Source organism: Pseudomonas protegens, assembly GCF_003732485.1.
GTDB classification, from domain to species: domain Bacteria; phylum Pseudomonadota; class Gammaproteobacteria; order Pseudomonadales; family Pseudomonadaceae; genus Aquipseudomonas; species Aquipseudomonas protegens_B.
The window spans coordinates 331,235-336,223 of sequence record NZ_MOAK01000036.1 but is presented as its reverse complement, the minus strand read 5'-3'; the positions used below and the strand labels follow the sequence as shown (position 1 = coordinate 336,223).

Below are 4,989 nucleotides of genomic sequence, written 5' to 3'. Positions count from 1 at the left end.
GATCAGCAAGGGACCGAGAGTGCCGATGGCGTAGAAGATCAACATCGGCAGGCCCATGGCACACACCAGCACCGTGCGCAGCCAGAGCCCCCGGAGACTGGCGTTTTTCATGCTTTGCAGGTTCATCCCTTGCTCCTGTGCAGGTGGTGCGCCGCAAGATTGCAACGCTCACCCCCGCTTGAGCAACAGCCTACTTTTTATCGAGAATGCGTATCATGCGCGCCCATATGGGAAACGGATCCATTCCCATGGCAAACGCAGAACATCCCTTGCAGGAGCGCGAACATGGCCGTTGCACCCGGTTCTTCCCAGTCCTATCGCTTGCCGTGCCACGCACCACGCGAGCTCAGCCAGGCCCCGGGCGGCAGGTCACGCCAGCAGTTGCCCCAGGCCCTGGGCGATTGCCATTTCGAGAGCCTGCCCCTGGCTCAGGGCCTGACCCTGGTGCACTCGCGCTATCACCCCAATCGCCCCTTGATCGAAGAGGCCAGCAGTTGCCACGCCGGCCGTCTGCTGGTGATCACCTGTGCCCTGCAAGGCACCTCGGGCTACCTGGATGCCAAGGGTTCGAGCCTGGTGTTTCGCGCCGGACACACCACCGTCACCGCCTTCCAGGCCAGCCGGGGCGAACGCCGTTATGGCGCCAATGAAACGGTAGAGCAACTGCGCCTGCTGGTGGGCGAAGCCCTGCTCCAGCAGTACCTGGGGCCCGCCCGGGCCTGTCAGTTGCTGGGCCAGGACGCCTTGCAGCTGTTGGCCTGCGGGCCCACTTCCCGAGCCACTGCCGGCCATCTCAGCGCCCTGGCCCAACCCTTGGGCCGGCAGCCGCCACCGACGCTGGAGCTGCACATCCACGCCCTGAGCCTGCTGTCCTTGCAATTGCAGGCCCTGGCCCCTGCCCCTGTCGCCCCGGGCCGACGCCTGAAGGCCGCCGATCTCGAGCGATTGCAGCAGGTGCGCGACCTGATGTTCGAGCAAATGCACCAACCCCTGACCGTGGCCTACCTGTGCGCGGCCGTGGGCCTCAACGAATTCAAGCTCAAGCAGGGCCTGCGCGAACACTACAACACCACACCCCAGCGCATGCTCCTGGAAATCCGCATGGGCCACGCCCACCGTCTGCTGGAAGGCGGCTGCCAGGTGGCTCAGGCGGCGTATCAGGTGGGCTACCGCTTTCCCGGCAATTTCAGCGCGGCCTTTACCCGGTTCTATGGCAAGTCACCCAAGTCGGTGTTCAGCCCCCGGCGCTGAACCTTGGGTAAACCACTGGCGCCGAGAGGGCTTTGCGTCTATTTCTGATAGGCGTCCCTGGCCACTGGAAACGAGTGCAGCCCATGATCGACCGCCCTACTGCCCCACCGTTCGAACAACTCGCCGCCGCCATGCACGGCAAGCCCTTCATGGTCCTGACCGGGGCCGGCATCAGCACCCCGTCGGGCATCCCCGACTACCGCGACAGCGAAGGCGTGCGCCGTGGCAGGCAGCCGATGATGTATCAGGAGTTCCTCAGCCAGGCCAACGCCCGTCGTCGCTACTGGGCCCGGGCCATGCTCGGCTGGCCGCGCATTCGCCAGGCCCGGCCCAATGCCGCGCACCAGGCGTTGGCGCAATTGCAGGCAGCCGGCCGGATCGCCGGGGTGATCACTCAGAATGTCGATGCCCTGCACGACGAGGCCGGCAGCCTGGAGGTCATCGAGCTCCACGGCAGTCTGCAGCGGGTCTTGTGCCTGGACTGCGGCCAGCGCAGCCAGCGGGATGCCATCCAGCAGCTGTTGGAGGCGCACAACCCTTACCTGGCCGGCGTTGACGCGGTGCAGGCGCCGGACGGCGATACCCTGCTGGACCCGGCCTTCGAGGAACGCTTCCAGGTGCCCCATTGCCCCTACTGCAACGGCTCGCGATTGAAACCCGATGTGGTGTTCTTCGGCGAGAACGTGGCCGCCGCCACCGCTGCCCGGGCCTTGAGCGCCGTGCACGAAGCCGCCGGCCTGCTGGTGGTGGGTTCGTCGCTGATGGCCTATTCGGCGTTTCGTCTGTGCCGAGCAGTGGCTGAGCAAGGCAAGCCGCTGCTGGCCATCAACTTCGGCAAGACCCGCGCCGACGAGCTGCTGCATCTCAAGCTGGGCGAGCCCTGCGACCGGCTGCTGCCGCTACTGGCCGAGCGCCTGCTGCGCTAAGCCTCACAGCATGGCCACGCGCTGGCCGAGGTTTTGCTCGCGCAGGATGTCGAACAGCGCCTGGGCCGCAGTGGACAGTTCGTCCCCCGGTTTGGTCAGTATGCCGATGGCCCGCTCCACCACCGGATCGTCCAGGGTCAGGCAATGCCCGCCCAACTCGCGCATATGCTGGGCACACAACGCTGGCACGGCACTGACGCCCAGGCCGCTGGCAACCATGCGTCCTACGGTCGCCAACTGATGGCTTTCAAATTCCACCGGCAACTGCACGCCCCGGGCCCGCAGGTGATCCTCCAGCATCACCCGCACCATGGACGGTCGCTGCAGGGTGATAAAGGGCTCCTGCAACAGCGTCTGCCAGTCGATGCTGCTGCGCTGCGCCAGGGGCGAATCCTTGGCCACCACCGCCACGAAACGGTCGATGTACAGCGGGGTGAACTGCAGGGAAGAGCTGTCCTGGGGTTCGAAGGCCACCCCCAGCTCCACCTCGCGGTCGCGGACCATCTCCAGGACCTGCTCGTTGACCACGTCGTTGACCGTGACGTTGACCTGAGGGTAGCGGGCGCGAAAGTGCTTGAGGATCGGCGGCAGCAGGTTGCCGGCAAAGGAAGGCATGGCCGCCACCGTCACCCGCCCGCGCTGCAGGGTGAAACGCTGGCGCAGTTCGTCCTCGGCGTTGTCCCAGTCGGCGATCAGTCGCCGCGCCAGAGGCAACAGCGCCTCGCCTTCCGGGGTCAGGGCGACGTTGCGCGTATTGCGGGTAAACAGGCGCCCACCCAGGCCCTCTTCCAGGGCCTTGATGGTCAGGCTCAGGGCCGACTGCGACAGGTGCAGGCGTTCGCAGGCCAGGGCAAAGCTCAAACTGTGGGCCACCGCCAGAAAGGCCCGTATCTGTTTAACCGTCATCTGTCATCCTCGGGAGAGCCGTTGCAAGCTATAAGCCGCAAGCTTGGAGCTTATTGTGCTGTTTTTCAAATCAATCAACCTTAAAAATCAACTTAACAAATCAATCACACAGCGCAACACTGATCCGCAAACGGCTGGCCAGCCGCCAACGAACAAGAAAGAGGAAGGTGCAAATGGCAGGTTTCGACAAGCGCGTGGCGTCCTACGAGGAAGCCCTGGAAGGTCTGCAAGACGGCATGACCGTGATCGCCGGCGGCTTCGGCCTGTGCGGTATCCCCGAAAACCTGATCGCCGAGATCAAGCGCCGCGGTACCCGCGACCTGACCGTGGTGTCGAACAACTGCGGGGTCGACGGTTTCGGCCTGGGCGTGCTCCTGGAAGACCGCCAGATCAGCAAGGTGATCGCCTCCTACGTGGGTGAAAACGCCCTGTTCGAGAAGCAGTTGCTCAGCGGCGAGATCGAAGTGGTACTGACCCCCCAGGGCACCCTGGCGGAAAAAATGCGCGCCGGCGGCGCCGGGATCCCGGCCTTCTTCACCGCCACCGGCGTCGGCACCCCGGTGGCCGACGGCAAGGAAACCCGCGAATTCAAGGGCCGCACCTACCTGATGGAAGAGTCCATCACCGGTGACTTCGCCATCGTCAAGGGCTGGAAGGCCGACCACTTCGGCAACGTGGTCTACCGCCACACCGCGCAGAACTTCAACCCCCTGGCGGCCACCGCCGGCAAGATCACCGTGGTCGAAGTGGAAGAAATCGTCGAACCGGGCGAGCTGGACCCGACGCAGATCCACACCCCCGGCATCTACGTCGACCGGGTCATCTGCGGCACCTTCGAGAAGCGCATCGAACAGCGCACCGTGCGCAAGTGATCGCCCTTCCCCAGCCCGACTAAAAGGACAACAAACATGGCTCTTACCCGCGAACAAATGGCTCAGCGCGTCGCCCGCGAACTGCAGGACGGCTTCTACGTCAACCTCGGCATCGGCATCCCGACCCTGGTGGCCAACTACATCCCCGACGGCATGGAAGTCATGCTGCAGTCGGAAAACGGCCTCCTGGGCATGGGCGCCTTCCCCACCGAGGACGAAGTCGACGCCGACATGATCAACGCCGGCAAACAGACGGTGACCGCGCGCATCGGCGCCTCGATCTTCTCGTCCGCCGAATCCTTCGCGATGATCCGCGGCGGCCATATCGACCTGACCGTGCTCGGCGCCTTCGAAGTGGACGTGCAGGGCAACATCGCCTCCTGGATGATCCCGGGCAAGCTGGTCAAGGGCATGGGCGGCGCCATGGACCTGGTGGCCGGTGCCGAGAACATCATCGTCACCATGACCCACGCCTCGAAAGACGGTGAATCCAAACTGCTCAGCCGTTGCAGCCTGCCGCTGACCGGCGCCCAATGCATCAAGCGCGTGCTCACCGACCTTGCGTACCTGGAGATCGAGAACGGCGCCTTCATCCTCAAGGAGCGCGCCCCCGGGGTCAGCGTCGAGGAAATCGTCAGCAAGACCGCCGGCAAGCTGATCGTGCCGGACCACGTGCCTGAAATGCAGTTCGCCTGAGGAGCCCCATCATGCAAGACGTCGTCATCGTTGCCGCCACCCGTACCGCCGTGGGCAGTTTCCAGGGCTCCCTGGCGAACATCCCCGCCGTTGACCTGGGCGCCGCCGTGATCCGCCAACTGCTGGCCCAGACCGGCATCGACCCGGCCCAGGTCGACGAAGTGATCATGGGCCAGGTGCTCACCGCCGGCGCCGGGCAGAACCCCGCCCGCCAGGCCGCGATCAAGGCCGGCCTGCCCCACGCCGTGCCCGCCATGACCCTGAACAAGGTCTGCGGCTCCGGCCTCAAGGCCCTGCACCTGGGCGCCCAGGCCATCCGCTGCGGCGATGCCGAGGTG

General features: G+C 65.2%; 6 protein-coding genes and 1 pseudogene. 5 read left to right on the top strand and 2 right to left on the bottom strand.

Features of this window, described 5'->3' with window-relative positions; genetic code table 11:
- Positions 1–126, bottom strand: a pseudogene (locus BLX41_RS37230) (MFS transporter); the annotation flags it as partial.
- A gap of 159 nt (positions 127–285) precedes the next feature.
- On the opposite strand from BLX41_RS37230, the gene BLX41_RS08480 reads away from it, so the two are divergent.
- Together BLX41_RS08480 and BLX41_RS08475 are read left to right on the top strand one after the other, a co-directional pair.
- A complete protein-coding gene (locus BLX41_RS08480) occupies positions 286–1,251 on the top strand; it encodes a helix-turn-helix transcriptional regulator (RefSeq protein ID WP_123724507.1) in 966 nt (321 codons plus the stop codon).
- 83 nt (positions 1,252–1,334) lie between these two features.
- Positions 1,335–2,177 carry an NAD-dependent protein deacetylase gene (locus BLX41_RS08475; protein WP_123724506.1) on the top strand — a complete coding sequence of 281 codons (843 nt, stop codon included), beginning with the start codon at positions 1,335–1,337 and terminating at the stop codon, positions 2,175–2,177.
- Positions 2,178–2,180: 3 nt separating this feature from the next.
- On the opposite strand, the gene BLX41_RS08470 is transcribed toward BLX41_RS08475, so the two are convergent.
- On the bottom strand, positions 2,181–3,083 hold the full coding sequence (locus BLX41_RS08470; RefSeq protein ID WP_123724505.1) for a LysR family transcriptional regulator: 903 nt from the start codon (positions 3,081–3,083) through the stop codon (positions 2,181–2,183).
- Positions 3,084–3,256: 173 nt separating this feature from the next.
- Here BLX41_RS08470 and BLX41_RS08465 point away from each other — a divergent pair, with 173 nt between their 5' ends.
- From BLX41_RS08465 to BLX41_RS34795, 3 genes are all read left to right on the top strand, one after another.
- The gene (locus BLX41_RS08465; RefSeq protein ID WP_011060621.1) at positions 3,257–3,955 is read left to right on the top strand and encodes a CoA transferase subunit A; all 699 of its coding nucleotides are present in this window, start codon (positions 3,257–3,259) and stop codon (positions 3,953–3,955) included.
- Positions 3,956–3,991: 36 nt separating this feature from the next.
- Positions 3,992–4,651: a CoA transferase subunit B gene (locus BLX41_RS08460; RefSeq protein ID WP_011060620.1), complete on the top strand. Its 660-nt coding sequence runs from the start codon at positions 3,992–3,994 to the stop codon at positions 4,649–4,651.
- An 11-nt stretch (positions 4,652–4,662) separates the two neighbouring features.
- Positions 4,663–4,989 (top strand): thiolase family protein (locus BLX41_RS34795; RefSeq protein ID WP_473241676.1); only part of this gene is annotated, 327 nt, incomplete at its 3' end.